The organism is Cellulophaga omnivescoria, from assembly GCF_027915275.1.
GTDB lineage: Bacteria > Bacteroidota > Bacteroidia > Flavobacteriales > Flavobacteriaceae > Cellulophaga > Cellulophaga omnivescoria.
In genome coordinates this window covers 601334-622045 of record NZ_CP115819.1, presented here as the reverse complement: position 1 = coordinate 622045, position 20712 = coordinate 601334, and the positions used below count along the sequence as shown (strand labels likewise).

Here is a 20712-nt window from a genome sequence, read left to right as displayed (position 1 = left end):
TATAGTATGAATTTTTTTTATAACATATTGTATTATTTCCAAAAGCGAGGTTTTGAAGTTTGTAGACGTATTGCAGAGCGTTTTGGTATACGTGCAAGAATTGTGCGTACATCTTTTATATACTTAACATTTGCAACTTTGGGTTTTGGTTTTGCTTTGTATTTATTTTTGGCTTTTTGGTTAAAAATAAAAGATTTAGTGTACACTAAAAGATCTTCTGTTTTTGATTTATAGTAAACAACGATACCAAAAACAAGTATACAGTTTATACTGTTTATTTTTTTAATAAATACATTACATAAGTGAAGCTTTTAAAACTATTTAGGTCTAAAATATACATAGCTCAGCTATTAATAGTATCTATACTAGTTGTTGGGGTTTTAGGGTACAGGTATATCTCTAATTATAGTTGGATGGAAGCCGTTTATATGACTGTTATTACTATGGCAACAGTTGGCTTTTCTGAAGTTAAACCATTAGATACACCATCTAAAATATTTACTATATTTTTAATAATATCTAGCGTGTTTATAGTAGCTTACGCAATATCTGTAGTTACAGAATACGTATTAGGTAAAAATTCTGTGCAATTATTAAAAAAGAAACGTGTGAAAAATAAAATAAAAGATTTTTCTGGTCATATTATTATTTGTGGTTACGGCAGAAATGGTGCTCAAGCTGCAGAGCGTTTAAGCAGTTATAATAGGCCATTTGTTGTTATTGAAAAAAATAAAGAAGTTATAGAAAAGTATGAAGATGATGTTTTATTTATTGAAGGAGATGCCACAGATGATGAATCTTTAGTAGAAGCAGGAGTTTCTAAAGCTAAATATTTAATAACGGCAATGCCAGATGATGCATCAAACTTATTTGTTGTTTTATCTAGTAGGCAATTAAACAGGGAGTTATTTATAATTAGTAGGGCATCTTTAATAAATTCTCAACGAAAATTAATACTTGCTGGTGCAGATAAAGTTATTATGCCCGATAAAATTGGTGGGGACCATATGGCATCATTAGTAGTAATGCCAGATTTAATTAGTTTTATGGATAAACTCTCTACAGAGGGTAAACATACTACTACTTTAGAGGAAATTGCAATAGAAGATCTTACAGATAATATTACAGGAAATTCTTTAAGAGATTTAGATTTAAGAAAAAGAACCGGTTGCACTATAATAGGATATATTGCTCCAGATGGAGAATATATTATAAATCCTGAAGCAGATTTACAATTAGAATCTAAAAGTAAGGTTATTGTTTTAGGTAGACCAGAGCAAATTATGAAATTAAATGAAATCTTCCAGATTGGCTGATAATTTAGTTGAAAATTCTTGATTGAGTTGATTATTTTTTGGATATTGCCATCCTAACTAACTCAAAAAATTCAATCAACGATGAAGAAATACCTATATTTTCTTTCTTTTATTATGTCTATGTCTGTTTTTGCTCAAGACTTTAGCGTAGAAGGAAAAGTTTTTAATCCCTCAAAATCTATTAATGATGGGGTGATTAAGTTAGAGGTAAATGGAGGTGAAGCCCCTTATACCTATAAGTGGAGTAATGAAAATACTCCTTTAACCTCAAACAAAGCAACAGGTTTAGTAGAAGGTATACCATATACCTGTGTAGTTACAGATTCTAACGGTAAAAGTGTTACAAAAGTTTTTACTGTAGAATCAGAAGCAATTGCCGAAATTTTTAATGGTACAATGACTCCAGCCGTAAGCGCTTTGGGGTCTGTTTTGTTTTGGGACCCTTTTGCTGCTATAGGTATTTATGATCCTGTTGTGTATGCAGACTCTAAAAGAGTTGGTATTCCTAATTGGTCTCCAGAGTTAGAAGATAAGTTTACGCTAAAAAAATGGCTAAAATCTAACGGAGAAAAAGTAAAGCAAGGAGAGGCTATAGCAGTTTTGTCTAATGCTGCAGGAGACGATATAAATATCAATTCATTAGCAAACGGAACATTAAATCATTTAACAGCTGCAGGTAAGGTTGTATATAACTCAGATAATAAAGAGCATATAATAGAACAAGGAGCTCATTATTTTGCAGAAATTAAGTATGATGAGCCAGTTGTTTTAACACACCCTAATGGAGATCCTTTAACTAAACCAATTTCATTTATTGTAATTTGGTTGGTTTTAGGAGCAACATTCTTTACAATTAGAATGGGCTTTATAAATATTAGAGGCTTTGGTCATGCGTTAGAGCTAGCAAAAGGTAAATATGATGACCCTGATGCTCCAGGGCAGGTTACTCACTTTCAAGCATTAGCTACTGCGGTATCTGGTACTGTAGGTTTGGGTAATATTGCAGGTGTAGCAGTGGCAGTATCTTTAGGTGGTGCGGGAGCAACTTTTTGGATGATTGTTTGTGGTTTACTTGGTATGTCTTCAAAATTTGTAGAATGTACTTTGGGAGTAAAATACAGAGATATTTTACCAGATGGTAGAGTATTTGGAGGTCCAATGAACTATTTACGTTACGGATTGGAGAAAAGAAATATGAAAGGATTAGGTAAAGTGCTTGCTGGGTTATTTGCAGTATTAGCCGTGGGTGCATCTTTTGGAGGTGGTAACATGTTTCAGGCAAACCAATCTTTTGAGCAATTAGCAGGTCAGTTTCCAGCTCTAGCTGGTAATGGGTTCTGGTTTGGTGTGGTAACAGCAATTTTAGTTGGTGTTGTTATTATTGGTGGTATTAATAGTATTGCTAAAGTAACTGGTAAAATTGTGCCTGTTATGGCATCTATTTATGTTGTAGCTGCTTTAGCTGTAATTATAATGAACATACAAAATATTGGGCCAGCTTTTTCAGCAATTGTAGAGGGTGCTTTTAGTCCGTCTGCATTAAAGGGTGGTATAATTGGTGTCTTGGTTGTAGGTTTCCAAAGGGCAGCTTTCTCAAATGAGGCTGGTGTGGGTTCCGCTGCAATTGCGCATAGTACGGCAAAAACAAATAATCCTCCATCAGAAGGTTTTGTGGCGCTTTTAGAGCCATTTATAGATACAGTTGTTGTTTGTACTTTAACTGCATTAGTTTTAATTTTTACTGGTATGCATGAGGTAGAAGGTATGGCTGGTGCGCAATTAACGTCAGATGCTTTTGGTAGTCAAATTTCTTGGTTCCCATATGTATTAGCTTTAGCGGTATTTTTATTTGCCTTTTCTACAATGATATCTTGGTCTTACTACGGTATGCGTGCTTGGACTTACTTATTTGGAAAAAGTAAAAGAACAGAATTTATCTATAAAATGTTTTTCTTAGTATTTGTTGTAATAGGTGCTTCAGTTAGTTTAGGAGCGGTGTTAGATTTTTCAGATATGATGATTTTGGCAATGTCATTTCCTAATATAATTGGATTGTATATTATGTCTGGAGAGGTTAAAAAAGACTTATCAGAATACTTTAGAAAATTAAAGTCTAACCAGTTGTTTAAAAAGCAAATGGTAGAAAAAGAATAAAAAGTTTATAATGAAGAATTTTAAATCCCACTTTCAGTTTGATAAAGAACAGAAAAGTGGGATTTTCTTTTTATTGTTACTTATTGTTATTTTTCAGGTAGTTTATTTTTTAGTTTCTAACGGTAAATTTTCATCGTCAGGTAATAATTTATCGCATAATGAAGAGCTTCAGGCTTTAGTGGATTCATTAAAAAATCAATCTGTAAAAAACAATACTTTTAAAACTTATCCTTTTAATCCTAATTATTTAACCGACCACAAGGGGTATTTGTTAGGGATGTCTGTGGCAGAAATAGATAGGTTACATACTTTTAGAAAAACCGGCAAATATGTTAATTCTGCAACGGAGTTTCAAAATGTTACAGGTGTTTCAGATTCTTTGTTAAGTGCTATATCGCCTTATTTTAAATTTCCAAAGTGGAATACAAATAATAATAAGCAACAGTCTGTAGTACTTAAAAATTATAGTAAATCCGTTTATGTTGCAAAAGATATTAATACGGCTACAGCGTTAGAATTGCAGAAAGTAAATGGTATAGGAAAAATATTATCTGCTAGAATAATTAAGTTTAGGGATAAACTTGGTGGGTTTTTAATTAATGACCAGTTGCAAGATGTTTACGGATTAGAAAAAGAGGTGTTGGAGCGTTTGTTAAAACAATTTAAAGTGATTACTAAACCTAATGTTACTAAAATTAATATTAACAAGGCAAGTTCCTATGAAATAGCAAAGTTGGTTTACATAAAATATGATGTTGCTAAGGCTATTGTAACTTACAGAGAAGAAAACGGAAGTTTCACTTCTTTTAACGATTTAGTAAATATTGAGGGTTTTACTGTGAATAAGATTGATAGAATTAAGTTATATTTGAGCATTGATTAAAAAACAACAGGTATGGCAGGTATGTACTTCACAGAAGAGCATCAATTATTTAGAGATAGTTTAAAAGAATTTTTAAAAAAAGAAGTTGTTCCTAACATAGATAAGTGGGAAGAAGCTGGTGCAATAGACCGTTCTATTTGGAAAAAGTTTGGAGATATGGGCTATTTTGGATTGGCTACTCCCGAAGAATATGGCGGATTGGACTTAGATCTTTTTTACACAATTATTTTTCTAGAGGAATTGCAGAAAATTAATTCTGGTGGATTTGCTGCTGCAATGTGGGCGCATGCATACTTGGCAATGACTCATGTAAATAAAGAAGGGGATAAGAGTATTAAAGAAAATTATTTGACTCCTAGTGTAGCTGGTGAAAAAATTGGTTGCCTTTGCGTTACTGAGCCTTTTGGAGGTAGTGACGTGGCGGGTATGAGAACTACCGCAGAAAAAAAAGGAGATACATATGTCTTAAATGGTTCTAAAACATTTATTACTAACGGAGTTTACGCAGACTATATGGTTGTGGCGGCTAAGACAAGTCCTGAATTAGGAAATAAAGGTATTAGTATTTTTATGGTAGATAAAGAGACGGCAGGGGTGTCTGCTTCTAAGTTAAATAAACTTGGTTGGAGGGCATCAGACACTGCAGAAATTGCTTTTGATAATGTAACTATACCTGCAGCTAATTTAATGGGAGATGAAGGGAAAGGATTCTCTTACATTATGCAACACTTTGCTTTAGAAAGATTAATTATGGGGGTAAATGCGCACGCTAGGGCAGAGTTTGCTTTAGATTATGCGCGACAATATATGTCTGAGCGTACTACATTTGGACAAACAATAGATAAGTACCAGGCCTTACGTCATACTTATTCAGATTTGTATGCTGATATGGAAATTTGTAGAGAGTATAATTATTCTGTTGCATATAGGTTGAATAAAGGAGAGTATGTTGTAAAAGAAGCTACAATATCTAAACTTAAATCTACTAAAATGGCAGATGAGGTAATCTATGGTTGTTTACAATTTTTAGGAGGTTATGGGTATATGGAAGATTATCCTATGGCTAGAATGTTAAGAGATAGTAGACTTGGACCAATTGGTGGTGGCACTAGTGAAATCTTGAGAGAGATTATTGCCAAAATGGTAATAGATAAAAAAGAATATAAGCCAGCCACTAAGTAAGGTTGTCATTTTGGTAAAAATAATTTCCAAGAGATTATTGCTAAAAGGAACTGTACGTCTAATTTTTAGCTGTAGACTTTAAAGAAAATAGAGAATAAAAAAATAAGTAGTTGTTAATTGAAAATTAGTTTATATATTTGCAATCTTAAAAATCACAAAAGAGAGGAGGTTATTGCCCATGTTAATTATACCAGTAAAAGAAGGAGAAAATATAGATAGAGCACTTAAGCGTTTTAAGCGTAAGTTTGATAGAACAGGTGGAATGCGTCAGTTAAGAAAGCGTCAACAGTTTTCAAAGCCATCGGTTGTTCGTAGAGCTCAAATTCAAAAAGCACAATACGTACAAGGATTAAGAGATCAAGAAGAAGTATAGTTCTTTTAAGATTTAATTCTTAGTATTTTCGTATAAATCCTATTTAGGTTGATGTCTTTCAATCTAAATAGGATTTTTTCTGTTTAATAACATAAATTGTATCTTTAGTTGTTATGTCGTTAGAAGCTTTTGTATCATACCTGTCATTAGAAAAAAAATACTCAACACATACAGTGACTGCTTATAAGAAAGATATAAGTGAGTTTACGGAGTTTTGTGGGGTAAATTACCAATTGTCATCTATAGATGATGTTCCGTATGCTTTTGTGCGTAATTGGATAGTGGTTTTGGTTTCAAAAGGAATTTTAAATAGATCTATAAATAGAAAAATAGCATCATTAAAAGCGTATTACAAATTTTTGCAAAAGATAGGGCGTGTAGCGGTTAATCCTTTAGCAAAACATAAAGCTTTAAAAATATCCAAGAAAATAGAAATCCCATTTTCTTTTGAAGAGGTAGAGGCAGCTTTAAATGAGGTAGATTTTGAAGCGGGGTTTGAAGGAGAGAGAGATAGGCTAATTATAGGGCTTTTGTATGCTACTGGTATTAGAAGAATAGAGTTGGTTAATTTAAAACTTAAGGATGTAGATGTAAAAGCTAAAACAATAAAAGTCTTGGGTAAAAGAAATAAAGAGCGTGTTGTGCCTTTGGCTCCGTTTGTGTGTCCTTGGGTGTTAATGTATTTAAAAAGTAGAGATGCTTTGAAGGTGGTTAATGATGAGGAGTACTTTTTTCTGATAAAGTCTGGGGATAAAGTGTATGAAAGTCTTGTGTATAGAATTATAAATCGCTATTTTAGTAAGGTCTCTTCTAAACAAAAAAATAGTCCGCATATAATAAGACATACGTTTGCGACACATTTGTTAAATGAAGGGGCAGATCTAAATTCAGTAAAAGAATTGTTAGGGCATTCAAGCTTAGCGTCTACTCAAGTCTATACGCACAATAGTATAGCAGAACTTAAAAAAGTACATTTAGCAGCTCATCCTAGAAATAAAAAGTGACAATTTTTTGTTTTACTGATATTGTTTAATTTAAAAAAAACCTTCTCTTATGAAAGTAAACACGCAATCAGTTAATTTTAATGCAAACGGAGATTTAATGTCTTTTGTGCAAACCAGATTAGATAAGTTAGAAACCTTTTATGATAAGGTCATAAGTTCTGATGTTTATCTAAAAGTAGAGAATACAAGTTTAAAGGAAAATAAGATTGTTGAGATCAAAATTAGGGTGCCTAAAGAAAATATTATGGTAAAAAAACAATGTAAGTCTTTTGAGGAGGCTATTGACTCTGCGTGTAATTCTATTGAAAGACAGCTTGTTAAACGAAAAGAGAAATTGAGGGTGTAATTTTTTTTAAATTTTTTTTAAAAAAAGTTTTGAATAACTGAAAACTAGTTATACATTTGCAGTCCGTTAGAAATAGCGAGCTTTTTTAAAGCAGAAAAGCAAGGTTAAAAGCCGATGTAGCTCAGCTGGCTAGAGCAGCTGATTTGTAATCAGCAGGTCGTGGGTTCGAGTCCCTCCATCGGCTCTAAATTTTGAAAATTAAGTCTTGGTTTTAAGTTTAAAATCAAGTATTTTTGAAAGTTCATTTTGTACTGAAAAAAAAGTTTTGGGGAGATACTCAAGCGGCCAACGAGGGCAGACTGTAAATCTGCTGACTACGTCTTCGCAGGTTCGAATCCTGCTCTCCCCACAAATTAGTTAAAGCAAAATAAAATTAGGTTGTTTTGTTTGAAATAATGAAAGTTGTGAGTTTTTAAATTTTTTTAGAAATTTGCACAAATAAAAGAATGCGAGAGTAGCTCAGTTGGTAGAGCGTCAGCCTTCCAAGCTGAATGTCGCCGGTTCGAACCCGGTCTCTCGCTCTAAGTTTTTTTTAGATTAAAGTATCTAAAAAAGAGTTGTGTGAAAACATATTTTGAAGTTGATTTTTTTGGGAAGAGAAAATATGTTTTTATAGACAGCGATGTCGTTCCTGATTATAGGCATTGGTTTTTAAGTTATTTTTAAATAATAACGATTAAATTAAACAACGTTTTACGCCGGTGTAGCTCAGGGGTAGAGCGTTTCCTTGGTAAGGAAGAGGTCACGAGTTCAAATCTCGTCATTGGCTCAAGAAATATAATTTGTACACTAATATATAACTAAGATTAAAACTCATTAAACATGGCAAAGGAAACTTTTGATCGTTCCAAACCGCACTTAAATATAGGTACTATTGGACACGTAGATCACGGTAAAACTACTTTAACTGCTGCTATTACTACAGTATTGGCAAATGCAGGTCTTTCTGAATTAAGAAGTTTCGATTCTATCGATAACGCTCCAGAAGAAAAAGAAAGAGGTATAACAATTAATACTTCTCACGTAGAGTATTCAACTGCAAACCGTCACTATGCACACGTGGATTGTCCAGGTCACGCAGATTACGTAAAGAATATGGTAACTGGTGCTGCTCAGATGGATGGTGCTATTTTAGTAGTTGCTGCAACTGATGGTCCAATGCCTCAAACTCGTGAGCATATCTTATTAGGTCGTCAGGTAGGTATACCAAGAATCGTTGTTTTCTTAAACAAGGTTGATATGGTTGATGATGAGGAGCTTTTAGAGCTTGTTGAGATGGAAGTTAGAGAATTGCTTTCTTTCTATGAGTATGATGGTGATAATGGTCCTGTTGTTTCTGGTTCTGCTTTAGGTGCGCTTAATGGTGAGCAAAAATGGGTAGATACAGTAATGGAATTAATGGAGGCTGTTGATAACTGGATTGAATTACCAAAGCGTGATGTAGATAAGGATTTCTTAATGCCTGTTGAAGATGTATTTACAATTACAGGTCGTGGAACTGTTGCAACTGGTCGTATTGAGACTGGTGTTGCTAATACAGGTGATGCTGTTGATATCATTGGTATGGGAGCTGAAAAATTAGCTTCTACTATTACTGGTGTTGAGATGTTCCGTAAGATATTAGATAGAGGTGAAGCTGGAGATAACGTAGGTATTTTGTTGAGAGGTATTGAAAAGTCTCAAATTAGTAGAGGTATGGTAATTTGTAAGCCAGGTTCTGTTAAGCCACACTCTAAGTTTGAAGCTGAGGTTTATATCTTGAAAAAAGAAGAAGGTGGTCGTCATACACCATTCCATAATAACTATCGTCCACAGTTTTACGTAAGAACAACGGATGTTACAGGAACAATCAATCTTCCTTCGGGAGTTGAGATGGTTATGCCAGGTGATAACTTAACTATTACAGTAGAATTATTATCTCCTATTGCACTTAGTGAAGGTTTACGTTTTGCTATCCGTGAGGGTGGTAGAACAGTAGGTGCTGGTCAGGTAACTAAGATCATAGAATAGATCTAAAATAATTACATTACATTGAGGGTGTCCTGCCAAGGTGGGATACCTTTCGATGTAAATATAGACGGGCGTAGCTCAGTTGGTAGAGCACTGGTCTCCAAAACCAGGTGTCGGGAGTTCGAGTCTCTCCGCCCGTGCAATAGAAAGGAAATGCGTTTCCTTTTATTTATAAATAATAAAGTAAAACATTCGCATGCTAACATATATTAAAGAATCAGTAGAAGAACTTAGAAATAATGTTACATGGCCAACAAGAGCAGAAGCATCTAACCTTATGGTTGTTGTTGCTGTTTTTACTATTTTGTTTGCCTTGGCAACTTGGGGTGTAGATGAGCTTTTTAGTAAAGCTGTTAAGTTTTATTTTGATAAAGTTATAAACTAATAAGCCTTGTACTATGTCAGAAGTATTAGAGAAAAAATGGTATGTAGTTAGGGCAGTAAGTGGTCAGGAAAATAAGATAAAAGGTTACATTGAAAGTGAAGTAGCTAGGCTTGGTTTTTCGGATTATTTAGAGGATGTTTTAGTTCCTACAGAAAAAGTAGTTCAGGTTCGTAATGGGAAAAAAATAAACAAAGAGAAGGTTTATTTTCCTGGGTACATAATGGTTAAAGCTAATTTAGGTGGTGAAATGGTTCATATCATTAGATCTATAACTAATGTAATTGGCTTTTTAGGAGAGGTTAAAGGTGGTGATCCTGTCCCTTTAAGAAAATCAGAAGTAAATCGTATGTTAGGAAAAGTAGACGAACTAGCTGTTACTACAGATAGTGTTGCTATTCCTTTTGTATTAGGAGAAACAATAAAAGTTGTTGATGGTCCTTTTAATGGTTTTAATGGAACTGTTGAGAAAATCAATGAAGAAAAGCGTAAACTTGAGGTAATGGTTAAGATTTTTGGAAGAAAAACACCATTGGAGTTAAGTTATATGCAGGTTGAAAAAGTATAATTAAGAACTGTTACATAGTAAAAATGTGTGTTGCTTCCGAATGATGCATATTTTTCGAATTTAATTTTATACAATGGCAAAAGAAGTAAGTAAAGTAGTTAAGCTACAAGTTAGGGGAGGTGCAGCGAATCCATCGCCACCGGTTGGACCCGCTTTAGGTGCTGCCGGAGTTAACATCATGGAGTTCTGTAAGCAATTTAATGCGCGTACACAGGACAAACAAGGTAAGGTTTTACCAGTTGTTATCACGGTATTTAAAGATAAGTCTTTTGACTTTATCGTAAAGACACCGCCAGCGGCAGTTCAGCTTTTAGAGGCAGCTAAGATAAAGAAAGGATCTGGCGAACCTAACAGAAACAAAGTGGCAAGTGTATCTTGGGACCAAGTTAAGCAAATTGCAGAAGACAAAATGGTAGATTTAAACGCATTTACTGTAGAGTCGGCAATGAGTATGATAGCAGGTACTGCAAGATCTATGGGTTTAAAAGTTTCAGGTACTAGACCTTTTTAAAATCTTAAAAGCAATTTAAAATGGCGAAATTAACAAAAAAGCAAAAGGACGCTCACGCAAAGATAGATAAGAATAAACTTTATTCTTTGGAGGAAGCATCTGCTTTAATAAAAGAAATAACGAATACAAAATTTGATGCATCTGTAGATGTTGCTGTTCGTTTAGGTGTAGATCCTAGAAAAGCAAATCAAATGGTGCGTGGGGTAGTAACATTGCCACACGGTACTGGTAAAGATGTTAAAGTTTTGGCTTTAGTAACTCCAGATAAAGAAGCAGAGGCTAAAGAAGCTGGTGCGGATTATGTTGGATTAGATGAATATTTGGATAAAATAAAAAGCGGTTGGACAGATGTTGATGTAATTATCACTATGCCAAGTGTAATGGGTAAATTAGGGCCTTTAGGTAGGGTTTTAGGACCAAGAGGTTTAATGCCTAATCCAAAAACAGGAACAGTTACTATGGATATAGCTAAAGCTGTATCTGAAGTAAAAGCTGGTAAAATTGATTTTAAAGTTGATAAAACAGGTATTGTACATGCTGCTATAGGGAAAGTTTCTTTCTCGGAAGATAAAATTGCAGATAACGCAAAAGAATTGTTTGATACACTTATGAAATTAAAGCCTACTGCTGCAAAAGGTGTTTATGTAAAAAGTATTTACCTGTCTAGTACAATGAGCCCAAGTGTTCAATTAGATCCAAAAGTAGTAGCATAACTGTTGCTTTAAAGTTTATATTATGACAAAAGAAGAAAAATTAAACGTAATAGAAGATTTAACTTCACAGTTGGCTGAAAATGCAACCATTTATTTGGCGGATATTTCAGGTTTAGATGCTGTAGCTACTTCAGATTTAAGAAGAGCTTGCTTTAAAGCGGGTGTTAAACTTTCAGTTATTAAGAATACATTGCTTGCAAAGGCAATGGAGGCTTCAGATAAAGAGTTTGGGGAACTTCCAGGAGTGTTAAAAGGAAATACTTCTTTAATGTTTTCTGAAACAAGTAATGCGCCAGCAAAATTAATAAAGAACTTCAGAAAAAAATCTGACAAACCTTTATTAAAAGGGGCTTTTATTGAAGAAGAAGTATATATAGGAGATGATCAATTAGATGCTTTAGTTAGCATTAAGTCTAAAGAAGAAGTTATTGGCGATATTATTGGATTGTTACAATCACCAGCTAAAAACGTTATTTCTGGACTTAAATCTGGTGGTGGAAAAATCGCTGGTATTCTAAAAACATTATCAGAAAAATAGTACGCACTAAAAACAATTATATTTTAAAAATTTATTAAACGATAGAAAAATGGCAGATTTAAAAGATTTCGCAGAACAATTAGTTAACTTAACTGTAAAAGAAGTAAACGAGTTAGCAAATATATTAAAAGATGAGTACGGTATAGAGCCTGCTGCTGCTGCAGTAGCTGTTGCTGCTGGTGGTGCTGCTGCTGGTGGTGAAGCTGCAGATGAGCAAACTGAATTTGATGTTGTATTAAAATCAGCTGGTGCTTCTAAATTAGCAGTTGTAAAATTAGTTAAGGAATTAACTGGTTTAGGTTTAAAAGATGCTAAAGATATCGTAGATAGCGCACCAAAAGCTGTTAAAGAAGGTGTTTCTAAAGACGAAGCTGAAGGTATTAAAAAATCTTTAGAAGAAGCAGGAGCGGAAGTTGAGCTTAAATAATAGCAACAACCATAACGTTTTTGGGATAGGTCTTTACGCTATATGCGTATAGACCTAATCCCATTTTTATATATATTGTATATGAAGTAATATACTACGAGAATACTATTCATAACATAATTTTGTCCATTGATGTTCACAAAACAGACTCAAAGAATAAATTTTGCATCAGCTAAGAATATTCCAGATTACCCGGATTTCTTGGACATTCAGATTAAATCATTTCAGGATTTCTTCCAACTTGAAACTAAATCTGATGAAAGAGGCGACGAAGGTTTGTATAATACCTTCTTGGAAAACTTTCCAATTACTGACACAAGAAATCAATTCGTATTAGAGTTTCTTGATTACTTTATTGATCCACCTAGATATTCTATTCAAGAATGTATAGAAAGAGGATTAACCTATAGTGTTCCGCTAAAGGCAAGGCTAAAACTTTATTGTACGGACCCAGAACATGAAGATTTTGAAACTATAGTACAAGATGTGTACTTAGGAACAATTCCTTATATGACACCAAGTGGTACATTTGTTATTAATGGTGCTGAGCGTGTTGTTGTATCTCAATTACACCGTTCTCCAGGGGTTTTCTTCGGACAGTCTTTCCATGCTAACGGTACTAAATTGTATTCTGCAAGAGTAATTCCTTTTAAAGGTTCTTGGATTGAATTTGCAACAGATATCAATGGCGTTATGTACGCATATATTGATAGAAAGAAAAAATTACCAGTAACAACCTTGTTTAGAGCTATTGGCTTTGAACGTGATAAGGATATTTTGGAAATCTTTGATTTATCTGAAGAAATTAAAGTTTCAAATGCTGGACTTAAAAAAGTATTAGGACGTAAACTTGCTGCTAGAGTATTAAATACATGGCATGAAGATTTCGTAGATGAGGATACAGGTGAGGTTGTTTCTATTGAAAGAAACGAAATTGTATTAGATAGAGATACTGTTCTTGAAAAAGAACACATTGCCGAAATTATGGAGGCAGATGTAAAAACTATTCTATTACATAAAGAAAATAATGCACAGTCTGACTATGCAATTATTCATAATACATTACAAAAGGATCCAACAAACTCAGAAAAAGAGGCTGTTGAGCATATTTATAGACAATTGCGTAATGCTGAACCGCCAGATGAGGAAACAGCACGTGGTATTATAGATAAATTATTCTTCTCTGATCAACGTTACAACTTAGGTGAAGTAGGTCGTTATAGAATGAATAAAAAGTTACAGTTAGATATTGGAATGGACAAGCAAGTCTTGACTAAAGAAGATATCATTACTATAATTAAGTATTTAATAGAGCTTATAAACTCTAAGGCAGAGATTGATGATATTGATCACTTATCTAACCGTCGTGTACGTACAGTTGGTGAACAATTATCTCAACAGTTTGGTGTAGGTCTTGCTCGTATGGCTAGAACTATTCGTGAACGTATGAATGTTAGAGATAATGAGGTGTTTACACCTATAGATTTGATTAATGCAAAGACATTGTCTTCTGTTATTAATTCTTTCTTTGGTACTAACCAGCTATCTCAGTTTATGGATCAAACTAATCCATTAGCAGAAATAACACACAAGCGTAGATTATCTGCACTTGGGCCAGGAGGTTTATCTAGAGAGAGAGCAGGTTTTGAGGTGCGTGATGTTCACTATACACACTACGGAAGACTTTGCCCTATTGAAACTCCTGAAGGACCAAATATTGGACTTATATCATCTCTTGCAGTTTATGCAAAAGTTAATCCAATGGGCTTCTTAGAAACTCCTTACCGTAAAGTAACTAATGGTGTTGTAGATACTGAAGAGTATGCATACCTAAGTGCTGAGGAAGAAGAGGGAATGAAAATATCTCAAGCCAACATTCCTTTAAAAGAAGATGGTGAAATTGATGTTGACAAGGTTATTGCTCGTGAAGAAGGTGATTTCCCAGTTGTAGATCCTGCAGAAATTAATTATACAGATGTTGCTCCAAATCAAATTGCATCAATATCTGCATCTTTAATTCCTTTCTTAGAACATGATGATGCCAACCGTGCATTGATGGGATCTAACATGATGCGTCAGGCAGTTCCATTATTAAGACCAGAATCTCCAATTGTTGGTACTGGTTTAGAACGTCAGGTAGCATCAGACTCTAGAGTTTTAATTAATGCAGAAGGAGATGGTGTTGTTGAGTATGTAGATTCTCAAAAAGTCACTATTAAGTATGATAGAACAGAAGAAGAACGTTTAGTTAGTTTTGAGGAAGATTCTAAAACATATAACTTGGTTAAGTTTAGAAAAACTAACCAAGGTACAAGTATTAACCTTAAGCCTATTGTAGAAAAAGGAGATAAGGTTAAAAAAGGTCAAGTATTATGTGAAGGTTATGCTACACAATTGGGTGAATTAGCCTTAGGTAGAAATATGAAAGTAGCCTTTATGCCTTGGAAAGGGTATAACTTTGAGGATGCAATTGTAATTTCAGAAAAAGTAGTACGTGAAGATATCTTTACATCTATACACATTGATGAGTACTCTTTAGAGGTTAGAGATACCAAATTAGGTGCAGAAGAACTAACACATGATATTCCAAACGTTTCTGAAGAGGCTACTAAAGACTTAGATGAAAACGGAATGATCCGTATTGGTGCAGAAGTTAAACCTGGAGATATTTTAATAGGTAAGATTACTCCAAAAGGAGAGTCAGACCCTACACCAGAAGAAAAATTACTTCGTGCAATATTTGGAGATAAAGCAGGAGACGTTAAAGATGCATCTTTAAAAGCATCACCATCATTAAGAGGTGTTGTAATAGGTAAGAAATTATTCTCTAGATCTATTAAAGATAAACGTACTCGTGTAGAAGATAAAGATGCTATTAATAAGTTAGAGCTAGAATACGAAGTTAAATTCCAACAGCTTAAAGATATATTAGTAGAAAAACTATTTACATTAGTTAATGGTAAAACATCACAAGGTGTACTTAATGATTTAGGAGAAGAAGTTCTTCCAAAAGGTAAAAAGTATTCTATGAAGATGTTAAACTCTGTTGATGATTTTGCCCACCTTGTAGGTGGTAGCTGGACAGTAGATAAGGATCTTAATGCCATGGTTGCGGATTTAATTCACAACTATAAAATTAAGCTTAACGATCTTCAAGGAAACTTAAGAAGAGATAAATTTACTATTTCTGTTGGTGATGAGTTGCCTCCAGGAATAATGAAATTAGCTAAGGTTTATGTTGCTAAAAAACGTAAACTTAAAGTAGGTGATAAAATGGCCGGTCGTCACGGTAACAAAGGTATTGTTGCTCGTATAGTACGTCATGAAGATATGCCATTCTTAGAAGACGGAACTCCAGTAGATATCGTATTAAACCCATTAGGTGTACCATCTCGTATGAACATTGGGCAAATATATGAGACTGTATTAGGTTGGGCCGGTTTAAAATTAGGCAAAAAGTATGCAACTCCTATTTTTGATGGTGCTACATTAGAACAAATTAACGGATACACAGATGAAGCAGGTATACCACGTTTTGGTCATACTTATTTATATGATGGTGGAACCGGTAAACGTTTTGATCAACCAGCAACTGTAGGTGTTATTTACATGCTTAAATTAGGGCATATGGTAGATGATAAAATGCACGCTCGTTCTATAGGACCTTACTCTTTAATTACACAACAGCCATTAGGTGGTAAAGCACAATTTGGTGGTCAGCGTTTTGGAGAAATGGAAGTATGGGCATTAGAAGCATATGGTGCGTCTGCAACACTAAGAGAAATATTAACAGTTAAATCTGATGATGTTATTGGTAGAGCTAAAACGTATGAGTCTATTGTAAAAGGCGAAACAATGCCAGAACCTGGTTTACCAGAATCTTTCAATGTATTAATGCATGAACTTAAGGGATTAGGTTTAGATATTAGATTGGAAGAATAACAAGACCTTGTCTTGAACACTATTTGTTAGATATATTTAATTTTAAGATCACCATATTGTTATGGCTAGACCAAAGGATAATAATACAATAAAAAGGTTCGATAAAATTTCAATCGGATTGGCATCACCAGAAGCTATTTTGGCAGAGTCAAGAGGAGAAGTTTTAAAACCTGAAACAATTAATTATAGAACCCACAAACCAGAAAGGGATGGTCTTTTCTGTGAGCGTATTTTTGGACCTGTAAAGGATTATGAATGTGCATGTGGAAAATACAAGCGTATCCGTTACCGTGGTATTGTTTGTGACCGTTGTGGGGTAGAGGTTACAGAAAAGAAAGTACGTAGAGATAGAGTTGGGCACATTAACTTAGTAGTTCCTGTAGCTCACATCTGGTACTTCCGTTCTTTACCAAATAAAATAGGTTACTTATTAGGATTACCTTCTAAGAAATTAGACATGATTATCTATTATGAGCGTTATGTTGTTATTCAGCCCGGTATTGCTAAAGGACCAGAAGGTGAAGAAATTCAGAAAATGGATTTCTTGACTGAAGAAGAATACTTAAACATACTAGAGTCTATACCAGTAGAAAACCAATATTTGGAAGATACAGATCCAAATAAGTTTATTGCTAAAATGGGGGCTGAATGTTTAATAGAGTTATTGTCAAGAATTAATTTAGATGAATTATCATTTGAATTAAGACATAAAGCAAATACAGAAACATCTAAACAACGTAAAACTGAAGCGTTAAAACGTTTACAGGTTGTAGAGTCATTAAGAGAGTCTCAAGAAAATAGAGAAAATAGACCTGAGTGGATGATTATGAAAGTAATCCCAGTAATTCCACCAGAACTTAGACCTTTAGTGCCATTAGATGGTGGACGTTTTGCAACATCAGATTTAAATGATTTATATAGAAGAGTAATAATTAGAAACAATCGTTTAAAAAGATTGGTAGAGATAAAGGCTCCAGAAGTAATTCTTAGAAATGAGAAACGTATGCTTCAGGAATCTGTAGATTCTCTTTTTGATAATACTCGTAAGTCATCTGCAGTAAAAACAGAATCTAACAGACCTTTAAAATCTTTATCAGATTCATTAAAAGGTAAGCAGGGTCGTTTCCGTCAAAACTTACTTGGTAAACGTGTAGATTATTCTGCTCGTTCGGTAATTGTTGTTGGACCAGAGTTAAAATTATTTGAGTGTGGTTTACCAAAAGATATGGCTGCCGAGCTTTACAAGCCTTTTGTTATACGTAAGTTAATAGAAAGAGGTATTGTAAAAACGGTTAAATCTGCAAAGAAAATTATAGATAAAAAAGAGCCAGTAGTTTGGGATATTTTGGAAAATGTTCTAAAAGGACATCCGGTATTACTAAACCGTGCTCCAACGCTTCACCGTTTAGGTATTCAGGCGTTTCAGCCAAAACTTATTGAAGGTAAAGCAATACGTTTACACCCATTAGTTTGTACGGCATTTAACGCCGATTTTGATGGGGATCAAATGGCTGTACATTTACCATTAGGTCCTGAGGCAATTTTGGAAGCTCAGTTGTTAATGCTTGCATCACACAACATATTAAATCCAGCTAATGGTTCGCCAATAACAGTACCTTCTCAGGATATGGTTTTAGGTCTTTATTATATGACTAAAGAGCGTAAATCTACTCCAGAGGTGCCAATTAAAGGTGAAGGATTAACATTCTATTCAGACGAAGAAGTTGTTATAGCTTTTAACGAGGAAAGACTTGATTTGAATGCAGGTATAAAAGTTAGAGCAAAAGACTTTAATGAAGAGGGTGAACTTGTATACCAAATAATACCTACTACAACAGGTAGAGTTTTATTTAATATGATGGTGCCAGAACAGGCAGGTTATATTAATGATGTATTAAATAAAAAATCTTTAAGAGATATTATTGGTGGTATTTTGGCTGTTACAGACGTGCCAACTACTGCAGAATTCTTAGATAAAATAAAAACTTTAGGATATGAATTTGCCTTTAAAGGTGGTTTATCTTTTAGTTTAGGAGATATTATTATCCCAAAAGAAAAACACGAAATGATTGCAGAAGCCAACGGTCAAGTAGACGGTATTATGGCTAACTACAACATGGGTCTTATTACTAACAACGAGCGTTACAACCAGGTAATTGATGTTTGGACATCTACTAATGCAATGCTTACAGAGTTAGCAATGAAGCGTATTCGTGAAGATCAGCAAGGATTTAACTCTGTGTATATGATGCTAGATTCTGGTGCAAGGGGTTCTAAAGAGCAAATTCGTCAGTTAACTGGTATGCGTGGATTAATGGCTAAGCCTAAAAAATCTACTGCAGGTGGTGGTGAAATTATTGAAAACCCTATTCTTTCTAACTTTAAGGAAGGTTTATCAATTCTTGAATACTTTATCTCTACTCACGGTGCACGTAAAGGTCTTGCAGATACGGCTTTAAAAACTGCCGATGCAGGTTATTTAACTCGTCGTTTGGTTGATGTTTCGCAAGATGTTATCATTAACACTGAAGATTGTGGTACTTTAAGAGGTATAGAAGTTTCGGCTTTAAAGAAAAACGAAGAAATAGTTGAGTCTTTAGGAGCTCGTATTCTAGGTAGAATATCATTACACGATTTATTTGATCCAGTAACAGAAGAGCAATTATTATCTGCAGGGCAGTTAATAGTAGAGTCTGATGTTAAGAAAATTGAAGCATCACCAATAGAGAGTGTGGAAGTACGTTCTGCATTAACATGTGAGGCAGAAAAAGGAATTTGTGGTAAATGTTATGGTCGTAATCTTTCAACCAATAAAATGGTACAAAGAGGTGAAGCTGTAGGTGTTGTTGCTGCACAGTCTATTGGAGAGCCAGGTACACAGTTAACATTGCGTACCTTCCACGTGGGTGGTATTGCAGGTAACATTTCTGAGGATAATAAATTAGAAGCTAAATTTGCTGGTATTGCAGAAATAGAAGACTTAAGAACTGTTAATGGTGAAGATAATGAGGGGAACAAAGTAAAAATTGTTATCTCTAGAACATCGGAAATAAAAATAGTTGATGCTAAAACAGGTATTACTTTAAGTACAAGTAATATTCCTTACGGTTCTCAGCTAGCTATAGAAAACGGTGCTAAAGTTGCTAAAGGAGATGTAATTTGTTCTTGGGATCCATATAACGGTGTAATTGTATCTGAATTTACAGGTAAAGTTTCTTATGAAAATATAGAGCAAGGTGTTACATACCAAGTAGAAATTGATGAGCAAACTGGTTTCCAGGAAAAAGTAATTTCTGAGTCTAGAAATAAAAAGTTAATACCTACATTATTAGTTAAGAATAATAATGACGAGATATTACGTTCTTACAACCTTCCAGTTGGATCTCACATTATGGTGGATGACAACGATAAGGTTACTGAGGGTATGACATTAGTTAAAATTCCTCGTAAGTCTGCTAAATCTGGTGATATTACGGGTGGTCTTCCAAGAGTTACTGAACTTTTTGAAGCACGTAACCCATCTAACCCGGCAGTTGTTTCAGAAATTGATGGTGTTGTTTCTTTTGGTAAAATTAAAAGAGGTAACCGTGAAATTATTATAGAGTCTAAATTAGGTGATGTTAAAAAATATCTAGTGAAATTGTCTAATCAAATTCTTGTACAAGAAAATGATTATGTTAGAGCTGGTATGCCATTATCTGATGGATCTATTACACCTGCAGATATCTTAGCAATTAAAGGCCCTTCTGCTGTACAACAATACTTAGTGAACGAAGTTCAGGAGGTATACCGTTTACAAGGTGTAAAAATTAATGATAAACACTTTGAGGTTGTTGTTAGACAAATGATGCGTAAAGTTCGTATACAAGATCCGGGTGATACTATTTTCTTAGAAAACCAATTGGCGCACAAAGAAGATTTTATCAAGGAAAATGATGAAATTTATGGTAAAAAAGTTGTAGAAGATGCAGGAGATTCTGATAACTTAAAAGCTGGACAAATTATTACAGCCAGAGAGTTAAGAGATGAAAACTCAATCTTGAGACGTGCTGATAAATCATTAGTATCTGCTAGAGATGCTGTTGCAGCAACGGCAACACCAATTTTACAAGGTATTACTAGAGCATCTTTACAGACTAAATCGTTCATTTCTGCGGCATCGTTCCAGGAGACAACTAAAGTATTAAACGAGGCAGCAGTAGCTGGTAAAGTTGATAACTTAGAAGGATTAAAAGAAAATGTAATTGTTGGACATAAGATACCTGCTGGTACAGGTATGAGAGATTATGATAGCATCATAGTAGGTTCTAAAGAAGAATATGATGAGATTATGGCTCGTAAAGAGGAACTTAAATTTTAAGTT

The 20712-nt window shown here is 34.2% G+C and carries 17 protein-coding genes and 5 tRNA genes; all 22 read left to right on the top strand.

Features of this window, described 5'->3' with window-relative positions; translation table 11 throughout:
• The first annotated feature begins 6 nt into the window (after positions 1-6).
• The 22 genes from PBN93_RS02710 (at position 7) to rpoC (ending at position 20709) form a co-directional block, all read left to right on the top strand.
• Positions 7-234 carry a PspC domain-containing protein gene (locus PBN93_RS02710; RefSeq protein ID WP_077400546.1) on the top strand — a complete coding sequence of 76 codons (228 nt, stop codon included), beginning with the start codon at positions 7-9 and terminating at the stop codon, positions 232-234.
• 68 nt (positions 235-302) lie between these two features.
• Positions 303-1316: a potassium channel family protein gene (locus PBN93_RS02705; RefSeq protein ID WP_077400550.1), complete on the top strand. Its 1014-nt coding sequence runs from the start codon at positions 303-305 to the stop codon at positions 1314-1316.
• An 81-nt stretch (positions 1317-1397) separates the two neighbouring features.
• Complete coding sequence (locus tag PBN93_RS02700; protein ID WP_077400553.1) at positions 1398-3470, top strand: amino acid carrier protein; 2073 nt, start codon at positions 1398-1400, stop codon at positions 3468-3470.
• Positions 3471-3480: 10 nt separating this feature from the next.
• Positions 3481-4353 carry a ComEA family DNA-binding protein gene (locus tag PBN93_RS02695; RefSeq protein WP_077400555.1) on the top strand — a complete coding sequence of 291 codons (873 nt, stop codon included), beginning with the start codon at positions 3481-3483 and terminating at the stop codon, positions 4351-4353.
• Between the two features lie 12 nt (positions 4354-4365).
• Entirely contained in the window at positions 4366-5535 is a 1170-nt protein-coding gene (locus PBN93_RS02690; protein ID WP_077400558.1) for an acyl-CoA dehydrogenase family protein, read from the top strand.
• 178 nt (positions 5536-5713) lie between these two features.
• Positions 5714-5908, top strand: a complete 195-nt coding sequence (gene rpsU, locus PBN93_RS02685; protein ID WP_013620117.1) for a 30S ribosomal protein S21 — start codon at positions 5714-5716, stop codon at positions 5906-5908.
• Positions 5909-6021: 113 nt separating this feature from the next.
• A complete protein-coding gene (locus PBN93_RS02680) occupies positions 6022-6912 on the top strand; it encodes a tyrosine-type recombinase/integrase (RefSeq protein ID WP_271081376.1) in 891 nt (296 codons plus the stop codon).
• A gap of 49 nt (positions 6913-6961) precedes the next feature.
• Positions 6962-7258 carry a ribosome hibernation-promoting factor, HPF/YfiA family gene (gene hpf, locus PBN93_RS02675; RefSeq protein WP_077400564.1) on the top strand — a complete coding sequence of 99 codons (297 nt, stop codon included), beginning with the start codon at positions 6962-6964 and terminating at the stop codon, positions 7256-7258.
• A 110-nt stretch (positions 7259-7368) separates the two neighbouring features.
• Positions 7369-7442, top strand: a tRNA-Thr gene (locus tag PBN93_RS02670).
• An 83-nt stretch (positions 7443-7525) separates the two neighbouring features.
• A tRNA-Tyr gene (locus PBN93_RS02665) sits at positions 7526-7607 on the top strand.
• Positions 7608-7706: 99 nt separating this feature from the next.
• Positions 7707-7779: transfer RNA gene (locus PBN93_RS02660), tRNA-Gly, on the top strand.
• A gap of 176 nt (positions 7780-7955) precedes the next feature.
• A tRNA-Thr gene (locus PBN93_RS02655) sits at positions 7956-8027 on the top strand.
• Between the two features lie 53 nt (positions 8028-8080).
• The gene (tuf, locus tag PBN93_RS02650) at positions 8081-9268 is read left to right on the top strand and encodes an elongation factor Tu (RefSeq protein WP_077400567.1); all 1188 of its coding nucleotides are present in this window, start codon (positions 8081-8083) and stop codon (positions 9266-9268) included.
• A gap of 67 nt (positions 9269-9335) precedes the next feature.
• A tRNA-Trp gene (locus PBN93_RS02645) sits at positions 9336-9408 on the top strand.
• Positions 9409-9464: 56 nt separating this feature from the next.
• Positions 9465-9653, top strand: coding sequence for a preprotein translocase subunit SecE (secE, locus tag PBN93_RS02640; protein ID WP_013620113.1), 189 nt, complete (start codon positions 9465-9467; stop codon positions 9651-9653).
• 13 nt (positions 9654-9666) lie between these two features.
• Positions 9667-10218 (top strand): transcription termination/antitermination protein NusG, encoded by a 552-nt coding sequence (gene nusG / locus PBN93_RS02635; RefSeq protein WP_013620112.1) that lies wholly within the window; start codon positions 9667-9669, stop codon positions 10216-10218.
• Positions 10219-10291: 73 nt separating this feature from the next.
• The gene (rplK, locus tag PBN93_RS02630; RefSeq protein ID WP_013620111.1) at positions 10292-10729 is read left to right on the top strand and encodes a 50S ribosomal protein L11; all 438 of its coding nucleotides are present in this window, start codon (positions 10292-10294) and stop codon (positions 10727-10729) included.
• A gap of 20 nt (positions 10730-10749) precedes the next feature.
• A complete protein-coding gene (gene rplA / locus PBN93_RS02625) occupies positions 10750-11442 on the top strand; it encodes a 50S ribosomal protein L1 (protein ID WP_077400570.1) in 693 nt (230 codons plus the stop codon).
• A gap of 22 nt (positions 11443-11464) precedes the next feature.
• Positions 11465-11980 (top strand): 50S ribosomal protein L10, encoded by a 516-nt coding sequence (gene rplJ, locus PBN93_RS02620; RefSeq protein ID WP_013620109.1) that lies wholly within the window; start codon positions 11465-11467, stop codon positions 11978-11980.
• Between the two features lie 49 nt (positions 11981-12029).
• Entirely contained in the window at positions 12030-12407 is a 378-nt protein-coding gene (gene rplL, locus PBN93_RS02615; RefSeq protein ID WP_077400573.1) for a 50S ribosomal protein L7/L12, read from the top strand.
• Between the two features lie 132 nt (positions 12408-12539).
• A complete protein-coding gene (gene rpoB, locus PBN93_RS02610; protein ID WP_077400576.1) occupies positions 12540-16349 on the top strand; it encodes a DNA-directed RNA polymerase subunit beta in 3810 nt (1269 codons plus the stop codon).
• Positions 16350-16410: 61 nt separating this feature from the next.
• A complete protein-coding gene (gene rpoC, locus PBN93_RS02605) occupies positions 16411-20709 on the top strand; it encodes a DNA-directed RNA polymerase subunit beta' (RefSeq protein WP_077400579.1) in 4299 nt (1432 codons plus the stop codon).
• Positions 20710-20712: the final 3 nt, after the last annotated feature.

Bases quoted from the DNA above. Each gene is read 5' to 3' on its own strand.
- PBN93_RS02710 (WP_077400546.1), top strand. From the start codon at position 7: ATGAATTTTTTTTATAACATATTGTATTATTTCCAAAAGCGAGGTTTT.
- PBN93_RS02700 (WP_077400553.1), top strand. From the start codon at position 1,398: ATGAAGAAATACCTATATTTTCTTTCTTTTATTATGTCTATGTCTGTT.
- PBN93_RS02695 (WP_077400555.1), top strand. From the start codon at position 3,481: ATGAAGAATTTTAAATCCCACTTTCAGTTTGATAAAGAACAGAAAAGT.
- PBN93_RS02690 (WP_077400558.1), top strand. From the start codon at position 4,366: ATGGCAGGTATGTACTTCACAGAAGAGCATCAATTATTTAGAGATAGT.
- rpsU (WP_013620117.1), top strand. From the start codon at position 5,714: ATGTTAATTATACCAGTAAAAGAAGGAGAAAATATAGATAGAGCACTT.
- PBN93_RS02680 (WP_271081376.1), top strand. From the start codon at position 6,022: ATGTCGTTAGAAGCTTTTGTATCATACCTGTCATTAGAAAAAAAATAC.
- hpf (WP_077400564.1), top strand. From the start codon at position 6,962: ATGAAAGTAAACACGCAATCAGTTAATTTTAATGCAAACGGAGATTTA.
- tuf (WP_077400567.1), top strand. From the start codon at position 8,081: ATGGCAAAGGAAACTTTTGATCGTTCCAAACCGCACTTAAATATAGGT.
- secE (WP_013620113.1), top strand. From the start codon at position 9,465: ATGCTAACATATATTAAAGAATCAGTAGAAGAACTTAGAAATAATGTT.
- nusG (WP_013620112.1), top strand. From the start codon at position 9,667: ATGTCAGAAGTATTAGAGAAAAAATGGTATGTAGTTAGGGCAGTAAGT.
- rplK (WP_013620111.1), top strand. From the start codon at position 10,292: ATGGCAAAAGAAGTAAGTAAAGTAGTTAAGCTACAAGTTAGGGGAGGT.
- rplA (WP_077400570.1), top strand. From the start codon at position 10,750: ATGGCGAAATTAACAAAAAAGCAAAAGGACGCTCACGCAAAGATAGAT.
- rplJ (WP_013620109.1), top strand. From the start codon at position 11,465: ATGACAAAAGAAGAAAAATTAAACGTAATAGAAGATTTAACTTCACAG.
- rplL (WP_077400573.1), top strand. From the start codon at position 12,030: ATGGCAGATTTAAAAGATTTCGCAGAACAATTAGTTAACTTAACTGTA.
- rpoB (WP_077400576.1), top strand. From the start codon at position 12,540: ATGTTCACAAAACAGACTCAAAGAATAAATTTTGCATCAGCTAAGAAT.
- rpoC (WP_077400579.1), top strand. From the start codon at position 16,411: ATGGCTAGACCAAAGGATAATAATACAATAAAAAGGTTCGATAAAATT.